A 17,924-nucleotide genomic window follows, 5' to 3' on the forward strand; every position below is an offset into this window, starting at 1 on the left:
GCCGCGCCAAACCGTCGGTACCCGGACGGAACGGCCCCGCCGGGCGCTCGTCAGTCGAGGGTGTCGGGGAACATCGTGCGGTGTCCCTCGGTGGACCAGTCGAGCATCAGCAGGGTGGCGTCGTCCTGCAGCTCGCCGGCCTGGTGGTCGAGCACCGCCGCGGCGAGCCGGCGGAGGGTCTCGGGCGCGGTCAGCCCGGACTGCTCGTTGCGCTCGGTGAGGTCGACGAGGCGACGTTCCCCGAAGTAGGTCCCCTCGGCGTCGCGGGCCTCGACGATGCCGTCGGAGTAGAACAGCAGCCGGTCGCCGGGTTCGAGCTGCTCACGGGCGGCGGGGCGCCGACGGGCCGGGTTCGTGGAGACGCCGAGGGGCAGGAGCGGAGGGGCCTGCAGCGATCGGACCATGTGCCCGTCGCGCAGCAGCAGCGGCGCCGGGTGCCCGGCGACGAGGTAGTCCAGGACGCCGGTGGCGGTGTCGAGTCGCGCCAGGACCGCGGTGACGAAGCGCCGGGATCCCCCGCGCGCGGCGATGTGACGGTCGGTCTCGTCGGCCAGCGCGGACAGGTCGGTCTCGCCGCGGCGGCGGGCGTTGCGGATGACGCTGACCGCCAGCGCGGTGGTGAAGCCCGCCTCGAGGTCGTGGCCCACGCCGTCGAACACCGCGAGGTAGACGATGCCGCTGTCCACCGCGTAGTCGTAGGCGTCCCCGGCGACCCGGTCGTAGGGCTCGAGCAGCGCGGAGACCACGACGCGGTCGGTGGCGAAGGTCCGCGGCGGCACGAGCTGCCAGAGCATCTCCGAGGCCACCGAGAGCGGCTGCGGCGCCCGCAGCTGGCGGAGATGGTCGCTGTAGACCATCTTGCTCATGACGACGTGGCCCATCAGTCCGGACACCGTCCAGCAGTGCCGCCGCAGGTCCGCGTCGTCGACGACGTCGTCGCCCAGCTCCAGGCGGATCACGCCGGCCCGCTCGGTGCCGTCGAGCATCGGCATCCACAGCACCCGCGCGCCCTCGGCGCCGGTGCCGGCGACGTGCTCGCCGTGCTGGAAGGCGCGGCCCGCGAGGCTGCCCTGCACCGACTGCGATCCCGACGGCTCCCGGCCGATGGGCGTCAGGGTGCGCTGACCCATGTCGACCAGGAGGACCTCGGCGCGGATCCCGACCGGTCGCAGGGCGTCGTCGAGCATCCGCGAGAGGCCGTCGCCGGCGACCAGGTGGGACTCCGTGATGAGCCGCCGGATCACCCGGTGCCACGAGAGGGGGTCGCTCATCGCCCGCCCCCCTCGCTCGTCACGTCCGGTCCTCGTCCCGTGGAGTCTGCGATCGGACCCCGGAACACGTTACTGACCCGTCGCGGTCGGGCCGTGCCGCGTCCGCCGGCGGGGCGCGGTTCACCCGCCCCGGCTTCCGTTCCCGGTGCCCCACCGTGTGAGGTGGACCCATGACGACGTCGCTGCGCTCCCCGTCCGCCACCCGCGCCCGGCTCGTCGCGTGAGGGGCGCGGAGGCACTGGTCGGCTCGCTGGTCGGGGCGGGTGTCGACGTCTGCTTCATGAACCCCGGCACGTCGGAGATGCACTTCGTGCAGGCGCTCGACTCGGTGCCGGAGATGCGCGGCGTCCTGACGCTGTTCGAGGGCGTCGCGACCGGCGCGGCCGACGCCCACGCCCGCGTCACCGGGCGGCCCGCCGCGGTGCTGCTGCACCTGGGGCCCGGGCTCGGCAACGGGATGGCCAACCTGCACAACGCCCGGCGGGCCGGCACCCCGCTGCTCTGCGTCGTCGGGGCGCACGCCACCGACCACGTCCGGCACGACGCCCCGCTCGAGTCCGACATCACCGCGCTCGCGCGGACGGTCTCGGGCTGGGTGCACACCTGCGGCGACGTGCGCGACGTCGCGGACGACGCGGTGCGCGCCGTCGCGGCGACCGGCGAGCGCGGCGGCCAGGTCGCGACGCTGGTGCTGCCCGCGGACGTGTCGTGGTCCGACGGCGCCGCACTCGCCCCCGCCCTGCCGGTCGCGGGCCCGGTCCCGGCGGCGTCGTCGCGGGTGGGCGACGCCGCGAAGGCCGTGCGCGAGCCGGGCGCGGTGATGCTGCTGGGCGGCCCGGGGCTGACCGCGCGCGCGATGGACGCCGCGGGCCGTGTCGCCGCCGCCACCGGCACCCGCCTGCTCGTCGAGACCTTCCCGCGGTACTGGGACACCGGCGCCGGACGCCCCCGCGTCGACAAGCTCGCCTACTTCGCCGAGCAGGCCCTCGAGCAGCTCGAAGGGGCGTCGTCGCTGGTGCTCGCGGGGGCGCGCGCGCCGGTGTCGTTCTTCGGCTACCCCGGGATCCCGGGCGACCTCGTGCCCGACGGCGCCACCGTGGTCGGGCTCGCCGACGCGGCGAGCGACGCGGCCGCCGCCCTGGAGGCGCTGGCCGCGGAGGTGGCGCCGGACGCGGTCGCCGAGCCGGCACCGCGGGACGCGCCGGAGCCCCCGCCCGGGCCGCTCGACGTGCGCTCGCTGTGCGCCGCGGTCGCCGCGACGCTGCCCGAGGACGCCATCGTGATCGACGAGTCGCTGACCGCTGCCGCCGTGCTCGCCCCGGCCCTGCAGACCGCCGCGCCCCACACCCAGCTGGCCCTCACCGGCGGCGCCATCGGCCAGGGCCCGCCCGCCGCGCTCGGGGCGGCGGTGGCGGCCCCCGATCGGCCGGTCGTCGCGGTGCAGGCCGACGGCAGCGCCCTCTACACGCTGCAGGCGCTGTGGACCCAGGCCCGCGAGCAGCTCGACGTCACCACCGTGCTGATCAACAACGCGGCGTACGCGATCCTGCGGGTGGAGCTCGCGCGGACCGGTGCGGGGGAGGCCGCCCACTCCGGGCGGGCCGGGCGGATGCTGACGCTCACCGACCCGACCCCGGACTTCGTGTCGCTCGCGACCGGCTACGGCGTCCCGGCGCGACGGGTGGAGACGACCGAGGACCTGCTCGAGGCCCTGCGGTGGGCGCACCGCGAGCCCGGCCCGCACCTCATCGAGGCGATCGTCCCCGCGGTGGGGTAGGGCCGCTCAGACGTCCCGGTCGTTGAGCACGGGGCGCAGGTCCTCGAGCTTGTCGTAGGCCCACCAGAGGTAGTTCTCCGTCCCGCCCTCGCGCAGGGGGTGGAGGTCGGTGTGGTCGGGGTCGTCCTTGAACGCCTGGAACGCCTCGGGCGAGGGCCACTCGACGAGCACCAGGACCTGGCGCGGGGTGCCTCCCGAGCTGGGCGAATCCGCGCTCAGTCGCCCGAGCGCGACGACGCGCCCGCCGTGCTTGCCGACCGCGGCCGCCGAGCGCCTCGAGTAGGCCTTGTAGTCGTCGTTCGGGGCGAGGTCGAAGAGGTTCAGGGCGTACACCGCAGCCATGGCGGCAGTCTTCCACCGAGGTGGGAGGGGATCGGGAGCCGTCCACGTGAGGGTCCTCCCGGAAGCGGTCGCCGCCGGGGCGACCGCCCGCATCCGGAGGAGCCGACATGCCCGTCTACACCGTGACCACCGAGATGGGGCGTCTCGACGAGGACCAGCGCGAGCGGCTGGCCAAGGGGATCACCGCGATCCACGGGGAGGAGACCGGGGCTCCCGAGCCCCTCATCCACGTGGTCTTCAACGCCTACCCGCCGGGCGTCGCGTGGTCGTCGAACCGGCCCGGCTCGCCCAACGTCATCAACGCGAGCGTGCGCGCGGGCCGCCCCCAGGAGGTGCGCGTGCGCATGATGGAGCGCATGAGCGCGCTGTTCTGCGACGTCACGGGGATCGCCGAGCGGGACGTCCTCGTCGCGCTCTTCGACTTCGCGCCGCACTGGGCGATGGAGGCCGGCATGGTGCTGCCGCCGACCGAGCCGGGAGGCCGAGGCCGCCTGGAACGCGGAGTTCCTCCGCCGCTTCCCGGTGAGCGAGGGCCACGCAGACTGAGGTCCGGTGAGCTCGTCGGCGATCGCCCGAGCGGCTACCTGCTGACCCGCCAGGTCACCTTTCTGGAGCCGTTTGGCCTTCCAGCGCGACCTCGTCGCACCTCCTGGACGACCCCGAGGGTGTCGCGGCGCGGTCGCACCGGCGGGCGTCGGCCGCGTCGAGCGAGGCGTGAGAGCTCGCGTTCTCCGCGGTGTCACGTCGAGCCCGGTGATTGCCGGGCCGGTGTGGCGGCGGGGATCCTGCCCTCGACGCCGAGAGAGGGGATGGCCCATGGCCGCGCCGACCCGCGAGGACAAGTTCAGCTTCGGCCTGTGGACGGTGGGCTGGCAGGCCCGCGACCTGTTCGGCGAGGCCACCCGGCCGGTGCTGGCCGCGGTGGAGGCGGTGCACCGGCTCAGCGAGCTGGGCGCCTACGGCATCACCTTCCACGACGACGACCTGATCCCGCCGGGCAGCAGCCCCGACGAGCGGGCGCGCATCGTGCGCGAGTTCCGGGGCGCTCTCGACGAGACCGGGCTCGTGGTGCCGATGGCCACCACCAACCTGTTCGGCGACCCGGTGTTCAAGGACGGCGGCTTCACCAGCAACGACCGCACCGTGCGCCGCTACGCGATCCGCAAGGTGATCCGCAACCTCGACCTCGCCGCCGAGTTCGGCGCGCACACCTACGTGTTCTGGGGCGGCCGGGAGGGCTCCGAGATCGACTTCGGCAAGGACGTCCGCGCCGCGCTCGACCGCTACCGCGAGGCCATCGACACGCTCGCGCAGTACGTGCTCGACAACGACTACGGCATCCGGTTCGCGCTCGAGCCGAAGCCCAACGAGCCCCGCGGCGACATCCTGCTGCCCACGATCGGGCACGCCCTGGCGTTCATCCACGAGCTCGAGCACGCCGAGATGGTCGGCATCAACCCCGAGACCGGGCACGAGCAGATGGCCACGCTCAACTACACCCACGGGATCGCGCAGGCGCTGTGGGCCGGCAAGCTGTTCCACATCGACCTGAACGGGCAGAAGGGGCCGCGCTACGACCAGGACCTCGTGTTCGGCTACGGCGACCTGCTGCAGGCGTTCTCGACGGTCGACCTGCTCGACAACGGCGCGCCGGGCGGCGGACCGGGCTACGACGGGCCGCGGCACTTCGACTACAAGCCGCTGCGCACCGAGAGCATCGAGGGGGTGTGGGAGTCCGCGCTGGCGAACATGGAGACCTACCTGGCGCTGCGGGAGAAGGCCCGCGCGTTCCGCGCCGATCCCGAGGTGCAGGAGGCCCTCGAGGCCGCCGGAGTCCTCGAGCTCGCCCGGCCGACCCTCGGCGAGGGGGAGACCTACGCCGACCTGCTCGCCGACCGCTCCGCGTACGAGGACTTCGACATCGACCGGGCCCGCACCCAGGGCTACGGCTTCGCCCGCGTCCAGCGCCTCGCCGTCGAGCACCTGCTCGGTCAGCGCTGAGCCCCGCCGCCCTCACGGGCGGGGGTCTGCGGTCGGTGCCCGGCGACCACGAGGGCCAGCTCGGTCCGGTTGGTGCAGCCGGTCCGCGAGAGCACCTGGCCGATGTACTTCTTCACCGTGTCCAGCGTCAGCCCGATCTCGGGAGATGCGCGCGTTCGTCAGGCCGCGCCCGACGAGGTCGGCGATCTCGGCCAGCCGCGGGCTGAGGCGGACGGCCGGGGCGGGGTGCGGCGACGGCGTCGAGGGGGACCCGTGTCGGTCGGGCCCCGTAGGTTCCGCGTGTGAGCTTCCAGATCGTCGACCCGGCCGACCTCGACACCGGGCGGGGCCCGCACCCCGCCGCGAGCCCCTTCGAGAAGCGGGTCGGGGAGGCGATCGGCATCACGGCCTTCGGGCTGTACCAGGTCGAGCTGCCGGCCGGCGAGGAGACCGTTCCGCACGACCACCGCGACGACGGGGCGGAGGACGCCTACGCCGTCCTGCGCGGGGACGGCTGGGTGGTCGTCGACGGGCAGGAGACGCCCGTCGGTCCCGGGCAGTACATCGCGGTGACGGTGGAGTCGTCCCGGTACCTCCGCGCCGGGCGCGACGGCCTGGCCTTCGTCGCGGTGTGCGCCTCGCCTCCGGCGTGACCGGCGGCCCTTCGCCGTCGTCCGCGGGCGGACGCCACTCCGCTCGTCGGGGTGGTGGTGAGGGGCTCCGGAAGCACCTAGCCTCTGTCGACGGTCGTCAGGGGAACGCGCCGAGGTCGCGTGTGCAGCCGGAAGGACGGTGGGCCGTGGGCTACCGCATCGATCGCTTCGATCCCGCGCGCACCGCGCTGTTGGTGATCGACATGCAGCACGACTTCGTCGCCCCTGGCGCGCCGCTGGAGTCGCCCGCCGGGCGAGCGATGCTCCCCACCCTCAACGGCGTGATCGGGTTCTGCCGCGACCGGGGCATCCCGGTGATCTTCACCGCGCACGTCCACCGCGCCGACGGGTCGGACATGGGCCTCTACGGCGAGCTGTACCCGCCCATCGAGCAGCGTGCGGCGCTGATCGACGGCGAGCCGGGGGCCGAGCTCTACGCGGAGGTCGACAGGCGGCCCGACGAGCTGCTGATCCGCAAGCACCGGTACAGCGCCTTCCACGCCACGGACCTGGAGATGGTCCTGCACGGCCACGGGGTCCGTGACGTCGTCGTCGCGGGGGTCACCACCGAGGACTGCGTGCACGCCACCGCCCGCGACGCGATGTTCCGGAACTTCAAGAACGCCGTCCTGTCGGACTGCAGCGCCACCTACGACCACCCCGACCTGGGCCACGGGGCGATGTCGGCCGAGCAGGTGCACGCGGCGACGTTGGTCGTGCTGGCCCAGTCGACCGCCGACGTCATGACCTCGGAGGAGTTCGCCCACCGGGTGGAGGCGTCTCCGTCGGGCTGATCGACCGCCGGCCCACGCGGGCCCTCGGAGCGAGCCGGACGGCCCTCGAGGACCTGTCCACGCCAGGGGTCAGCCGTCCACGGTCGTCCAGGGGTCGTAGGTCGGGTCCGCGAGGAGGGCGTGCAGGCGGCGGCGCCGGAACCCGTTGTTGCCGCCGCTGAACAGCGGATAGGCGAGAGCGTCCTGGAGGAGCCCGGCGAGGGGCAGGTGGTGGCCGTAGGAGTCCACGCCGATGACCCTCATCAGCTCCACCAGGGTCTGGACGGCGGCTTCGGAGCCGAAGATCTTGGCGTGGACGGACAGTTCCTCGGCGGCCGGTGAGCCGCTGTCCACCGCGGCGCACGCCGCGCGGGTGAGGGCGCGGACGGCCTCGATGCGGGTCTTGACGTCGGCGAGCTGGAACCCGACCCCCTGGTGCTCGACGACCGGGACCAGCCCGCCCCGGCGATCGGTGCGCGCGAAGCGCAGGGCGACGTCGAACGCGGCGCGCATGACGCCGGTGGCGCACGCCCCGACCAGGGCGCCGCCGAACGACGCGGCGACGATGCCGAGCCCGTCGCCGACCTCGCCGAGCAGGTCGGCGGCCGGGACCCGGACGTCGGTCAGCGTGAAGCGGGGCAGGAGGTGCGCGCGGTGGCCGAGGGGGTCGAGGACCTCGGTGACGGTCAGGCCCTCGATCGGGCCGGGGATGAGGAACACCGCGGTCGAGCGCCGCGGGTCGGGATCGTCGCCGGCACGGCAGACGACGCTCATGAGATCCGGTCCGGCACCGTCCCAGCCCGTCGCGTGCGACACCCACTGCTTCTCGCCCCGGATCGTCCACTGCCCGTCCTCGTGGCGCGCCGTGGTCCGCAGCCCGACGGCCGGCCCCGTGCCGGGGTCGGGCTGGTCGAGGTTGGCGGTGCCGCCGGGCTCGGACAGGGCGAGGGAGGCGATCGGGGTCCCGCTCGCCGCCAGGAAGGGCGCGAGGAACCGCCGGTGCTGGGCCGGTGACCCCGCCCGCAGCAGCGGGGTCAGCCCGAGGCCCGTCGAGAACAGGTGGAGCGCGACGCTCGGGTCGCCGGCGACCAGTTCCTCGGCCAGCACCGCGGTGGTGGCGGCCCCCGTCCCGTCGCCCCCGAGCGCCTGGGGGACGAGCCGGCGCAGGAACCCGGCCTCCACCATCTGCCGGTAGAAGGGGCGGGTGGCCCGGTAGCGCTCGGTCGGCGTGGGCAGGGGGTCGGTGACCTCCCGGACGTGGGCGAGGACGTCGCCGGCGAACTCGCGGGCCCGGGCCCGCAGGGCCGTCCGCTCGTCCTGCGGGGTGGTCGTCGCGGTCATGTCAGTGCCCCGCGCTCTGGCCGCCGTCGACGTGCAGGGTCTCGCCCGTCACGAAGGTCGCGGACTCGAGGTAGAGGACGGCGTGCACGATCTCGTCGATCTCGCCCATGCGGCCCAGCGGGTGGAGGCCGGCGTAGGCCTCGTGGGCCTCGACGGGGTGCATGGGCGTCTTGATGATCCCCGGTGACACTGCGTTCACCCGCACGCCCGAGCCCGCGCACTCGATCGCGAGGGACCGGGTCGCCGCGTCGAGCCCGCCCTTGGTGAGGGACGCGAGCACCGAGGGGACCGCGCGCATCGGGTGCTCCACGAGCGAGGTGGTGAGGGTGACGACGTGGCCGCTGCCCTGCTCGAGCATCCTCGCGACCGCGCGCCGCGTGATGCCGAAGAAGCCGGCGAGGTTGAGGCCGACCATCGCCGCGAAGTCGTCGTCGGTGTAGGCGGTGAAGGGCTTGGCGAGGAACGAGCCCGCGTTGTTGACCAGCGTGTCGACGCGCCCGAAGCGCTCCAGTGCCGCGTCCACGACACGCTCAGCGGTCCGCGGATCGGCGAGGTCCCCGGGAACGGTGTGCACCTGCGGGTCGTCCGACGGCCCGATCGAGCGCGAGGTGGCGACGACGGCGTGGCCGAGCTTGCGGTAGCCCTCGACGACACCGGCTCCGATGCCGCGCGATGCGCCGGTGACGATGACGACCTTCTGGTCGGACGCGGTCATGGGGTCTCCTCGGACGTGCGTGACGGACCGGACCGCGGAGCGCGGTCCGTGCGGTGGGGACGGGGTGGGGAGGACGCGAGGTGGTCAGGCGGGCGTCGAGCGGGGGCCCGCCGCGCTCCCATCGGCCCGACCGGCGGATCTCGCCCGCGGTCAGGCCGAACTCGGCCTTGAGCGCCCTGCTCAGGTGCTCGGTGTCGGTGATGCCCCACCGGGCGGCGATCGCGGCGGCGGTGCGTCCGTGGAGCGACTCGTCGACGAGGTCGCGGCAGACCCGCTCCAGCCGTTGCCGCCGGATCCAGGCCGACAGGGTGCTGCCGGTCGGGGCGAGCACCTTGTGCAGGTAGCGCACGGACACCCCGTGTGCCCGCGCGACCGACTCGACGGTGAGCCCCGGGTCGGACAGGGACGCCAGGCAGTGGGCCAGGACCCGGTCGGCGAGGTCGTCGCCCGCACTCTGCGGGGCGATGTCGACCAGCTCGGCGATGACGAGCGAGACGATCGCGTCCGCGAGGTACTCCTTGCTCCGGCTCGCCGCACCCAGCGTGCAGGCGTCGACCTTCGCGGCGAGGCCCTCGAACAGCGCGCCCACCACGTCGCGGGGGCCGCAGTCGGTGCCGACGGCGACGGCCGTGCGCCCGGTGAGCGCGTCGGCGTGCGAGCCGAGTGCGGCGACCGGGACGGTGACGACGACGGCCTCGTAGGGCTCCCAGAACGTCACCTCGTAGGGCCGCGAGGTGACGTGGTTGACCAGGTCGCCCGGAGCGAGCAGGCAGTGCCGGCCGTCCTGGGAGACCCCGGCCCGCCCCGCGCGGAGCAGGGCGACGGAGAGCAGCGCGGGGTCGTCGGGGTGGATCAGGTCGGGGCCGCGGGTCAGCACACAGGGGCTGCCGCTGACCACGGCGACCTGGACCTCGCCCGCCGCGGCGCTGCGCACCGAGCTGTGGAAGGTTCCGTCGACGAGGGGGCGCACGCGCAGCGGGGCCAGCGAGCGGGCGAGCTGCGCGGCGAACCGGTCGCCGTCGTCGGTCTCGGCCACGGTGACCAGGCGGGACGGCTCGGAGCTCCCGAGGGCCTGTGCGCTCATCCGCCACCTCCCCGGTCGGCCGCGCCGGTCACTCGACCGGGCCCGTGCGACGACTGTAGGAGTGCTCGCCCCTTCCCGGGCTCCACCGCGTGCACCGGTAGGCGCCAGATCGTGCACCGCTCCCGGGGCTCCGGAGGCTCGGTTACCCGGTGCCTGCGGCGATCGCCGCGGCGGCGTCCCTGATCGACGTCAGCGCGTGGCCGATGACGGGCTGCGCGGCGCCGCCCGCGCGCGTCACGGCCACGATGCGGCGCACCGGGGCCGCCGGCCCGCCCAGGCGCAGGCGCACGACCTCGGTGTCGGGGTGCACCGTGGCCAGCCGGGGGAGCATGTAGATGCCGAACCCGTGGGCGACGAGCGCGGTCCCGGTGGCCCACTCGTCGGCGTAGTGGGCGACCGTGGGGCGGAAGCCGGCGGCCTGGCACGCGGCGAGGGTCAGGCGGTGGTACGCGCTGCCGGGGCGGCAGGTGATCCACGACTCGGCGGCGGCGTCGCGCAGCGTCACCTCGGACCGGGCGGTGAGGTGGTGGCCGATCGGGACGGCGAGGTCGATCGGGTCGTCGAGCACGGTGTGCTGCTCGAAGCGCTGGTCGGTGTCGGGCGGGACCCGGTCGTCGACCACGAGCAGCGCGAGGTCGCAGTCGCCGGCGAGCAGCAGGTCGATGCAGCGAGCCGGCTCGGCCTCCACGACCTGGATCGCCAGGGCCGGGAAGCGCTCGCGCAGCGCGGCGGCCGTCGGGACGAGGAATCTCGACGCCGCGGTCGAGAACCCGCACAGGCCGATCGTGCCCGGCGAGTCCTCCGCGCCGGCCAGCTCCGCCCGGGCGACCTCGGCGCGGGCGTGCAGCGCCTCGGCGTGGCGCAGCAGGACGTGTCCGGCCGCCGTGGGTTCCATGCGCCGCCCGACCTGGCGCACCAGGGCCACCCCGAGCTCGTCGGAGAGCCCGCGCAGCTGCTGGGACACCGCGGACGAGGTGAAGTGCAGGGCCTTGGCCGCCGCCGTCACCGAGCCGTGGTGGGCGACGAGCTGCAGCGTCCGCAGCCGGGAGTCGATCATGTAGCGATGCTACGCGCTCGATGAAGAAACGTGCGCTGGTGCTGAATGCCGACTCGACGGATGGTCGTGGTCATGAGCGCCCCCGCCTCCCCGACAGCGAACGCGCCGGCGCCGCCGACCTCACGGGGGCCGTCACGGGCCGCCCGGGGGTGGGCGCTCGCGCTGCTCGCCCTGGGGGCCGCCGGCGCCGGCATCCCGAGCCCGCTCTACCCCGGCTACCAGGCGCAGCTCGGCTTCGGCGACCTCACCCTGACCGCCGTCTACGCGGTCTATCCGCTGGTCAGCGTGCCCGCGGTGTTCCTGCTGGGCGCCCTGGGCGACCGGCTGTCCCCGCGGCGTGTCATGCGCCGCGGCATCGTCGTCGCCGCCGCCGGATCGGTCGCCCTCGCCCTGGCGCCGAGCACCGGCTGGCTCGTCGCCAGCCGCGTCGCCTACGGCGTCGCGCTCGCCGTGATCACCGGCGCCGGGGTCGCGGTCGCGACCAGCGGTGCGGACAAAGTGCGTGCCGGTACGGTCTCGGCGCTCGTCTTCCTCCTCGGTACGGGGGCGGGCCCCGTCCTCGGGGGCGCGCTCACCGGGTACGGGCCGACGCCCGGCCTGCTGCCCTTCGGCGTGGACGTGGTGCTGCTCGGTGTCGTGTTCGTCGGGCTCGGCCGCGTGCGGGACCCGGACCCCCGCCCGTCGCCGGCCGCCGGGTCGCGCGACGGTGCGATGACCCGCGCCGCGCGGCGAGCCCTCGTCGTCGCCGCCGTGAACGGCTTCCTCGGCTGGGCGGTGGTCGGCCTCTTCCTCGGGCTGATCTCCTCGGTCGCCGAGCGCTTCCTCGGCCTCCGCGACCCGCTCGTGGCCGGAGGTCTCGCCGGCGCGCTCCTGGTGTGGTCGACGGTGACCGTCCCGGCGGTCGGGCGGCTGGGACCCCGGCGCGCCCAGCTCGTGGGTCTGGTCGCCCTGGCCGTGTCGCTCGTGGTCCTGGCGCTCGGCGTGGGCTCGCTGGCCGCCGTCGTGACGGCCTGCGTCGTCGCGGGCCTGGCCAACGGCATGCTCTACGGCGCGGCGACCACGACCGTCAGCACGACGGCCCCGCCGGAGCGAGCCAGCCGCACCGCCGCCGCCGTGTACTCCGCCTTCTACCTCGGCGCGGGACTCCCGGCCCTGCTCGTCGGCCTCCTCACCGTCGTGCTCCCGCTCGACGCGGCGCTGTCGACCATCGCCGTCGCGACGTTCGTGCCGACCGTCGTCATGATCATCCTCACGGCGAGGACGGCCACCCGCGCGCCGTCCGCCGAGGGTGCGGGCCGCCGTGGGCGTGACGGCGCGGCGACACACCGTGACCTGGCAGGACCACTGGAAGCCGTTGCCGATCCGCCGGGGGCCGGGCGGGTTCACCCTCGACGGGGCAGGTGACCGAGCGTCCGAGGAGCACGCCGTGGCCGACAAGCACCCACGCCCGCCTGGAGCCCGTCCGATCCCGGGACCCCCGGGCCACCCGGTGGTCGGGAACCTCCTCGATCTGCCGCGGGGTCGCATGGTCCGCGCGATGACGGACCTGGCGCTGCGGTACGGCCCGATGATGAAGATCAACATCCTCGGGGGTGACCGCTACGTCGCGTCCGGCGTGGAGATGTTCGACGACCTGTGCGACGAGACCCGGTTCGCGAAGTTCGTCGCCACGCCGCAGCGCACACTCGGTGGTGCCCTGCCCACGCGGGGGCTGTTCACCTCCGAGTCGGACGATCCGCTGTGGAAGAGCGCCCACGAGGTGCTGCTGCCGGCGTTCTCGATGCGGGCGATCCGCGGCTACACGCCATTGATGATCGACATCGCCGACCAGCTGATGCTCAAGTGGGAGCGACTGAACCCGGGGGAGCCCGTCGACGTCACCGCGGACACCACGCGGTTGACCCTCGACACGATCGCGCTGTGCGGCTTCGGGTACCGGTTCAACTCGTTCTACCGCGACAGTCGGCACCCCTTCGTCGAGGCGATGATGGTGATGCTCGCCGAGGGGCAGGCGCGGCTGCGGCTGCCCGCACCGGTCGTGAAGGCACGGCGGGGTGCCCGGCGCCGCTTCGACGACAGCGTCGAGCTCATGACGAGCACCGTGCAGGGGATCATCGACGAGCGCCGCGACTCCGGGGAGCCCGGCGACGACCTGCTCGGGTGCATGCTGGCCGGCCGCGACAAGGACGGGGCGCGCCTGCCCGACCGCGACATCGTCTCCCAGTGCATCACCTTCCTCATCGCGGGCCACGAGACGACGAGCGGCCTGCTCGCGTTCGCGATCCACTTCCTGTCCCGCCGGCCCGAGGTCGCGCAGCAGGCGCGCGACGAGGTCGACGCGGTGCTGGGCACCGACCCGACGGTGCCGCCCTCGGACGCCCAGCTCGGGCGGCTGACCTACCTCTCGCAGATCCTCGAGGAGACACTGCGGCTCTGGCCCACCGCGCCCGCCTTCTTCCGGCGTCCGCTGGAGGACACGACGGTCGGCGGGTACGAGTTCGCCGCCGGGACCCCGATCATGGCCCTGTCGATGGCCCTGCACCGTCGGCCGGACGTCTGGGGCGCCGACGCAGAGCTCTTCGATCCCGACCGTTTCACCCCCGAGCGCCGCGCCGTCCTGCCGCCCAACGCGTACAAGCCGTTCGGGACCGGCGCGCGGGCCTGCATCGGGCGCCAGTTCGCGCTGCAGGAGGCCGTGCTCGTCCTGGCGATGATCGTCCAGCGCTTCGACCTCGTCGCCGACCCGGGCTACGCGCTCGACGTGCGGGAGTCGATGACGATCAAGCCACAGGGTCTGATGATCACCGTCGTCCCCCGGCGCGGCCTGCGCCCCGGCTCGGCACGCGCGGCGCCGGTCACCGCGCCCCCGCGACGGCCGTCGCGACCCCGGCGCCGAGCCCGCAGCCCGTCCCCGACGGGCACGGCACGCCGCTGCTGGTGCTGTTCGGGTCGAACCTGGGGGCGGCCGAGGACATCGCGCGCCGCGTCGCCCGCGACGGCGCCGACCGCGGGTGGGCCGCGACGGTGGCCGAGCTCGACGACCGGGTGGGCGATCTCCCGCGCGAGGGCGCCGTGGTGATCGTGTCGGCGTCCTACAACGGGATGCCGCCGGACAACGCCGTCCGTTTCTGCGAGTGGCTGCAGGGCGACGGCGTGTCTGTGCCCGGCGTCCGCTACACCGTGTTCGGCTGCGGCAACCGGGACTGGGCCTCGACCTACCAGGCCGTGCCGACCCTCATCGACGCCCGGCTCGCCCACGCCGGGGCGGTCCGCGTGCACCCCCGGGGCGAGGGCGACGCGCGCGTGACTTCGACGCCCAGTTCCAGGCCTGGTACGCGGACCTGTGGGACGCGCTCGGGCCGGCCTGCGGGCTCGCCGCGGAGGTGACCGCGGCGTCCGCCGCGAGCACGGCGGCCGGCCCGCGGTTGACCATGGAGCTGGAGAACCGGCGCACGGCGAGCCCGGTCGTGCGCTCGTTCCGTGCGGTCCCGGCGACGGTCCGCGTGAACCGCGAGCTCACGGCCCGTGCGGGCACACCCGGCGGGCGCTCGGTGCGCCACCTCGAGATCGCGCTGCCCGCCGGCGTGACCTACCAGGTCGGCGACCACCTCGGTGTCCTGCCGCGCAACCACGTCGCGCTGCTGAACCGGGTGACCGCGCGCTTCGGTCTCGACGCCGGTCAGTACGTCACGCTGCACGCCCGCGGCGGTGCCCCGACCCACCTGCCCACCGGGGAGCCCTACCCGCTGCTGGCCGTCCTCGCGGGCTGCGTCGAGCTGCAGGACGTCGCCACCCGGCCCCAGCTGGCCGCGATGGCCGAGCACCTCCCCGAGGGCCCGGCGCGCGACGAGCTGCGCGACCTAGCGGCGACCACGGAGGACTCCCGCGCCCGCTACCGCGAGCGCATCGCCGCCCCTCGCCGGACCTTCCTCGAGCTGCTCGAGGCCCACCCCGACTGCACGCTGCCCTTCGTCGCGTTCCTCGACCTGCTGCCCGCCCTGCGCCCGCGCTACTACTCGATCTCGTCGGCCCCGTCGGTGAGCGAGGAACCGTCGGTGACGGTGGGAGTGCTCGACGAGCCCGCCCGCTCCGGGCAGGGCCGGTACCTCGGGGTCTGCTCACGTCACCTCGCCGAGACCCGGAGGGCGGCACGGTCTTCGTCGTGGTCCGACGACCCACGATCGCCTTCCACCCGCCGGAGAACCCGCACCAGCCCATGATCATGATCGGTGCGGGGACCGGCATGGCACCGTTCCGGGGCTTCCTCCGGGACCGCGCCGCCCTCAAGGCGCACGGCGTGCCGATCGCCGAGTCGCTGCTCGTGCTCGGGTGCCGCGACCCGCAGGACGACCTGCTCTACGCCGACGAGCTCGCCGGCTACGAGAAGGACGACGTGGCGCGACTGCTCACCGCGTGCTCGCGCGTCGCCGGCTTCCCCCACCGCTACGTGCAGCACGCGATCGAGGCCTCGGCCGACGAGGTCTGGAGCCTCCTGCAGCAGGACGCCGCGATCTACGTGTGCGGCAACGCCAGCACGATGGCGCCGGGTGTCCGCGCCGCGCTGGGTGCGGTCTTCCGCGCGAAGACCGGTGCCGGCGAGGCCGACGCCGACGCCTGGCTCGCGGGACTGCGATCCAGCGGGCGCTACCTCGAGGACATCTGGGGCGAGACCGCGGTCGTCTGACGGGCCGAGGCGACGACCGGGCGCCGTCGCACCCCGCTCAGGCGTGCGCCTTGGCCTTCCGGCGCCACTGGGTGAGGGCGCGCTCGGTGTAGCCGTTCGGCTCGGTCCCGCCCGCGAAGACCAGCTCGAGGGCGGCCTGGAACGACTCGCTGCCCTCGAGGTCCGGCGCCATCGGCGGGTAGCCCTCCACACCCTCGTTCTGGTCGTCGACCAGCGCGGCCATGCGCGCGAACGTCGCCCGCACGGTGTCGGCGTCGACGACGCCGTGCTCCAGCCAGTTCGCGATCAGCTGGCTGGAGATGCGCAGCGTCGCGCGGTCCTCCATGAGCCCGACCCCGTCCAGGTCGGGCACCGTGGAGCAGCCGATGCCCATCCCCACCCAGCGCACGACGTAGCCGAGGATCGACTGGGCGTTGGTCTCCAGCTCCCGGCGCACGTCGTCGTCGGACAGGGTGCTCGGGTCGGCGAGCGGGAGCTCCAGGAGGTTGCGACGGTCGGCGGTGTCCCGCCGCGCGATCTCCTCCTGGACGGCGTGCACGTCGACGCGCAGGTAGTGCAGCGCGTGCAGCGTCGCGGCGGTCGGCGAGGGCACCCAGGCGGTGTTCGCGCCGGCCTTCGGGTGCCCGATCTTCTGCTCGAGCATCTCGGCCATCGCCGCCGGCTTGGCCCACATCCCCTTGCCGACCTGCGCGCGGTGCTCGAACCCGGCGGCCAGCGCGACGTCGACGTTGCGGTCCTCGTAGGTCTGCAGCCAGGTCGTCGACTTCATGTCGCCCTTGCGCAGCACCGGCCCGGCGGCGAAACAGGTGTGGATCTCGTCGCCGGTGCGGTCGAGGAACCCGGTGTTCACGAAGATCACGCGGTGCGCGGCCTCGCCGATACAGGCCGACAGGTTGGCCGTCGTCCGCTTCTCCTCGTCCATGATGCCGATCTTGAGCGTGTTCGTGTCGAGGCCGAGGGCCTCCTCGACCGCCGCGAACAGCTCGACGGTGAGCGCGACCTCCGCCGGCCCGTGCTGCTTGGGCTTGACGACGTAGACGCTCCCGGCGCGGGAGTTGGTGTGCGGTCCGAGCCCGCGCAGGTCGTACAGGCCGGCGACGGCGCAGACGAGCGCGTCGACGACGCCCTCGTTGGCCTCCTCGCCGTCCGCGGTGAGCACCGCATTCGTGGTCATGTGGTGGCCGCAGGTGCGGACCAGCATCATCGAGCGACCCGGCAGCCTCAGCGCCGAGCCGTCGGGGGCGGTGTACTCGCGGTCCGGGTTGACCCGGCGGGTGACGGTCTCGCCGCCCTTCGAGAACTCAGCGACCAGGTCGCCGGTCATCAGCCCGAGCCACGTGCGGTAGGCCAGGGCCTTGTCCTCGCCGTCGACCGTGGCGACCGAGTCCTCGAGGTCGACGATCGTGGTCACCGCCGACTCGAGCACGACGTCGCTGACGTCCGCGTGGTGCTGCCGCCCCACCTGCGTGGACGGGTCGAGCACCAGGTCGAGGTGCAGGTTGTTCCGGACGAGCAGCACGTGGCCCTTGCCGTCGGCGTCCGGGGCGGTGAACCCCGCGAACTGCGAGGGGTCGGCGAGGCCGACCGTGCCGTCCGCCGTGTCGGCGGCCAGCCCGTCGGTCGACGGGCGGTAGGCGGTGACGTCGGCGTGGCTCCCTCGCTCGAGCGGGAAGAGCTCGTCGAGCAGCTGGTCGGCGGCCTCGATGACCTGGGCGCCGCGCCGCTCGTCGTAGCCGCGGGCGAGCTCGTGGTCCTGGGGGAGCGCGTCGGTGCCGTAGAACGCGTCGAACAGCGAGCCCCAGCGGGCGTTCGCGGCGTTGAGCGCGAAGCGCGCGTTCGTGGACGGCACCACCAGCTGCGGGCCGGGGACCTCGGCGATCTCCGGGTCGACCCGGTCGACGTCGATCGTCGGGACGCTCGACGGCTCCGGCGCCAGGTAGCCGAGGTCGGTCAGCAGCTTCTCGTAGTCGTCCCGGGAGCCCGCGCCGTGCTCGGCGTGCCAGGCGTCGATCTTGCCCTGCAGATCGTCCCGCTCGGCGAGCGCCGACGCGATGCGGGGCGCGAACCGCTCCTGCAGGTCGGCCAGGGTCGACCAGAACTGCTCGGGGGTGATCTCGACCTGCGCGAGCAGCTCGTCCTCGACGAACGCTCGCAGGTGCTCGTCGACCTTCAGCCCGGACCGCTCGGACATCTCGGACACTGACGGACCGCCTCTCTGACCTGCTGGTCCCCTCGGGACCCGTGACG

At 74.2% G+C, this 17,924-nt stretch carries 17 protein-coding genes and 1 pseudogene; 9 read left to right on the top strand and 9 right to left on the bottom strand.

Annotated elements, in window-relative coordinates; genetic code table 11:
• Positions 1-50: 50 nt before the first annotated feature.
• Complete coding sequence (locus ACFPK1_RS12355; protein ID WP_378021218.1) at positions 51-1,271, bottom strand: PP2C family protein-serine/threonine phosphatase; 1,221 nt, start codon at positions 1,269-1,271, stop codon at positions 51-53.
• A gap of 220 nt (positions 1,272-1,491) precedes the next feature.
• Between ACFPK1_RS12355 and ACFPK1_RS12360 the strand changes: the two genes are divergently transcribed.
• Positions 1,492-3,048: an acetolactate synthase large subunit gene (locus tag ACFPK1_RS12360; protein WP_378021219.1), complete on the top strand. Its 1,557-nt coding sequence runs from the start codon at positions 1,492-1,494 to the stop codon at positions 3,046-3,048.
• Between the two features lie 6 nt (positions 3,049-3,054).
• Here ACFPK1_RS12360 and ACFPK1_RS12365 read toward each other — a convergent pair whose 3' ends face one another.
• Complete coding sequence (locus ACFPK1_RS12365) at positions 3,055-3,390, bottom strand: DUF1330 domain-containing protein (RefSeq protein ID WP_378021220.1); 336 nt, start codon at positions 3,388-3,390, stop codon at positions 3,055-3,057.
• A gap of 244 nt (positions 3,391-3,634) precedes the next feature.
• A complete protein-coding gene (locus ACFPK1_RS12370; protein WP_378021221.1) occupies positions 3,635-3,844 on the bottom strand; it encodes a hypothetical protein in 210 nt (69 codons plus the stop codon).
• Between the two features lie 362 nt (positions 3,845-4,206).
• Between ACFPK1_RS12370 and xylA the strand changes: the two genes are divergently transcribed.
• The gene (gene xylA, locus ACFPK1_RS12375; protein ID WP_378021222.1) at positions 4,207-5,391 is read left to right on the top strand and encodes a xylose isomerase; all 1,185 of its coding nucleotides are present in this window, start codon (positions 4,207-4,209) and stop codon (positions 5,389-5,391) included.
• Here xylA and ACFPK1_RS12380 read toward each other — a convergent pair.
• Positions 5,382-5,507, bottom strand: a complete 126-nt coding sequence (locus ACFPK1_RS12380; RefSeq protein WP_378021223.1) for a hypothetical protein — start codon at positions 5,505-5,507, stop codon at positions 5,382-5,384. The two genes, xylA and ACFPK1_RS12380, sit on opposite strands and share 10 nt — an antisense overlap.
• Positions 5,508-5,672: 165 nt before the next feature.
• On the opposite strand from ACFPK1_RS12380, the gene ACFPK1_RS12385 reads away from it, so the two are divergent.
• Together ACFPK1_RS12385 and ACFPK1_RS12390 are read left to right on the top strand one after the other, a co-directional pair.
• Positions 5,673-6,023: a cupin domain-containing protein gene (locus ACFPK1_RS12385; RefSeq protein WP_378021224.1), complete on the top strand. Its 351-nt coding sequence runs from the start codon at positions 5,673-5,675 to the stop codon at positions 6,021-6,023.
• A gap of 146 nt (positions 6,024-6,169) precedes the next feature.
• The gene (locus ACFPK1_RS12390; protein ID WP_378021225.1) at positions 6,170-6,817 is read left to right on the top strand and encodes a cysteine hydrolase family protein; all 648 of its coding nucleotides are present in this window, start codon (positions 6,170-6,172) and stop codon (positions 6,815-6,817) included.
• A gap of 69 nt (positions 6,818-6,886) precedes the next feature.
• On the opposite strand, the gene ACFPK1_RS12395 is transcribed toward ACFPK1_RS12390, so the two are convergent.
• From ACFPK1_RS12395 to ACFPK1_RS12410, 4 genes and pseudogenes are all read right to left on the bottom strand, one after another.
• Entirely contained in the window at positions 6,887-8,137 is a 1,251-nt protein-coding gene (locus tag ACFPK1_RS12395) for an acyl-CoA dehydrogenase family protein (protein ID WP_378021226.1), read from the bottom strand.
• Position 8,138: 1 nt separating this feature from the next.
• Positions 8,139-8,852: an SDR family NAD(P)-dependent oxidoreductase gene (locus tag ACFPK1_RS12400; protein ID WP_378021227.1), complete on the bottom strand. Its 714-nt coding sequence runs from the start codon at positions 8,850-8,852 to the stop codon at positions 8,139-8,141.
• 142 nt (positions 8,853-8,994) lie between these two features.
• Positions 8,995-9,936, bottom strand: a pseudogene (locus ACFPK1_RS12405) (AraC-like ligand-binding domain-containing protein); the annotation flags it as partial.
• 142 nt (positions 9,937-10,078) lie between these two features.
• A complete protein-coding gene (locus tag ACFPK1_RS12410; protein ID WP_378021228.1) occupies positions 10,079-10,993 on the bottom strand; it encodes a LysR family transcriptional regulator in 915 nt (304 codons plus the stop codon).
• 72 nt (positions 10,994-11,065) lie between these two features.
• On the opposite strand from ACFPK1_RS12410, the gene ACFPK1_RS12415 reads away from it, so the two are divergent.
• From ACFPK1_RS12415 to ACFPK1_RS12435, 5 genes are read left to right on the top strand one after another with little or no spacing between them, the layout of a single operon-like run.
• Complete coding sequence (locus ACFPK1_RS12415) at positions 11,066-12,397, top strand: MFS transporter (RefSeq protein ID WP_378021229.1); 1,332 nt, start codon at positions 11,066-11,068, stop codon at positions 12,395-12,397.
• A 22-nt stretch (positions 12,398-12,419) separates the two neighbouring features.
• Entirely contained in the window at positions 12,420-14,072 is a 1,653-nt protein-coding gene (locus tag ACFPK1_RS12420; RefSeq protein ID WP_378021230.1) for a cytochrome P450, read from the top strand.
• Complete coding sequence (locus ACFPK1_RS12425; protein WP_378021346.1) at positions 13,967-14,380, top strand: flavodoxin domain-containing protein; 414 nt, start codon at positions 13,967-13,969, stop codon at positions 14,378-14,380. The genes ACFPK1_RS12420 and ACFPK1_RS12425 overlap by 106 nt, the downstream gene beginning before the upstream one ends.
• Positions 14,377-15,213 carry a ferredoxin reductase domain-containing protein gene (locus tag ACFPK1_RS12430; RefSeq protein WP_378021231.1) on the top strand — a complete coding sequence of 279 codons (837 nt, stop codon included), beginning with the start codon at positions 14,377-14,379 and terminating at the stop codon, positions 15,211-15,213. The genes ACFPK1_RS12425 and ACFPK1_RS12430 overlap by 4 nt, the downstream gene beginning before the upstream one ends.
• The gene (locus tag ACFPK1_RS12435) at positions 15,156-15,677 is read left to right on the top strand and encodes a ferredoxin reductase domain-containing protein (protein WP_378021232.1); all 522 of its coding nucleotides are present in this window, start codon (positions 15,156-15,158) and stop codon (positions 15,675-15,677) included. Before ACFPK1_RS12430 ends, ACFPK1_RS12435 begins: the two co-directional genes overlap by 58 nt.
• A 37-nt stretch (positions 15,678-15,714) precedes the next feature.
• Here ACFPK1_RS12435 and ACFPK1_RS12440 read toward each other — a convergent pair whose 3' ends face one another.
• Positions 15,715-17,868 carry a malate synthase G gene (locus ACFPK1_RS12440; protein ID WP_378021233.1) on the bottom strand — a complete coding sequence of 718 codons (2,154 nt, stop codon included), beginning with the start codon at positions 17,866-17,868 and terminating at the stop codon, positions 15,715-15,717.
• Positions 17,869-17,924: the final 56 nt, after the last annotated feature.

Origin of the sequence: Actinomycetospora rhizophila, from assembly GCF_042657905.1 — a bacterium.
Taxonomy (GTDB): domain Bacteria; phylum Actinomycetota; class Actinomycetes; order Mycobacteriales; family Pseudonocardiaceae; genus Actinomycetospora; species Actinomycetospora rhizophila.

Excerpts from the sequence above, each read along its gene's own strand:
- ACFPK1_RS12355 (WP_378021218.1), bottom strand. The coding sequence starts at position 1,271 with ATGAGCGACCCCCTCTCGTGGCACCGGGTGATCCGGCGGCTCATCACG.
- ACFPK1_RS12365 (WP_378021220.1), bottom strand. The coding sequence starts at position 3,390 with ATGGCTGCGGTGTACGCCCTGAACCTCTTCGACCTCGCCCCGAACGAC.
- ACFPK1_RS12370 (WP_378021221.1), bottom strand. The coding sequence starts at position 3,844 with ATGCCGGCCTCCATCGCCCAGTGCGGCGCGAAGTCGAAGAGCGCGACG.
- xylA (WP_378021222.1), top strand. The coding sequence starts at position 4,207 with ATGGCCGCGCCGACCCGCGAGGACAAGTTCAGCTTCGGCCTGTGGACG.
- ACFPK1_RS12395 (WP_378021226.1), bottom strand. The coding sequence starts at position 8,137 with ATGACCGCGACGACCACCCCGCAGGACGAGCGGACGGCCCTGCGGGCC.
- ACFPK1_RS12400 (WP_378021227.1), bottom strand. The coding sequence starts at position 8,852 with ATGACCGCGTCCGACCAGAAGGTCGTCATCGTCACCGGCGCATCGCGC.
- ACFPK1_RS12410 (WP_378021228.1), bottom strand. The coding sequence starts at position 10,993 with ATGATCGACTCCCGGCTGCGGACGCTGCAGCTCGTCGCCCACCACGGC.
- ACFPK1_RS12415 (WP_378021229.1), top strand. The coding sequence starts at position 11,066 with ATGAGCGCCCCCGCCTCCCCGACAGCGAACGCGCCGGCGCCGCCGACC.
- ACFPK1_RS12440 (WP_378021233.1), bottom strand. The coding sequence starts at position 17,868 with ATGTCCGAGCGGTCCGGGCTGAAGGTCGACGAGCACCTGCGAGCGTTC.